Origin of the sequence: Pseudoalteromonas sp. MER144-MNA-CIBAN-0113, assembly GCF_040308965.1 — a bacterium.
GTDB classification, from domain to species: Bacteria; Pseudomonadota; Gammaproteobacteria; order Enterobacterales; family Alteromonadaceae; genus Pseudoalteromonas; species Pseudoalteromonas tetraodonis.
The window spans coordinates 1-278 of record NZ_JBEOOG010000300.1 but is presented as its reverse complement, the minus strand read 5'-3'; the positions used below and the strand labels follow the sequence as shown (position 1 = coordinate 278).

General features: G+C 37.4%; 1 pseudogene. It reads left to right on the top strand.

Annotation, left to right across the window (positions count from 1 at the left end):
• A pseudogene (gene queF / locus AAEY57_RS19790) lies at window positions 1-278 on the top strand (NADPH-dependent 7-cyano-7-deazaguanine reductase QueF); the annotation flags it as partial.

Genomic DNA, 278 nt, shown 5'->3' with positions numbered 1-278 from the left:
GGTTACGAGCTTTCATGGCTAAACAATAAAGGTAAACCGCAAGTTGCCGTAGCCTTATTTACCTTTGAATGCCAAAGCAGCCATATTATTGAGTCAAAGTCGTTTAAACTTTATTTAAATAGCTTTAACCAAACCCGATTTGAAAGCATTGATGTAGTAAAACAGCACTTAATTGATGACTTATCAAACGCGGTTAACAGCCCTGTCAAAGTGACTTTATATAATCCTGATGATTACAATTGCTTACCGTGTACAGCGCTGCCAGGTGAATGTATTGA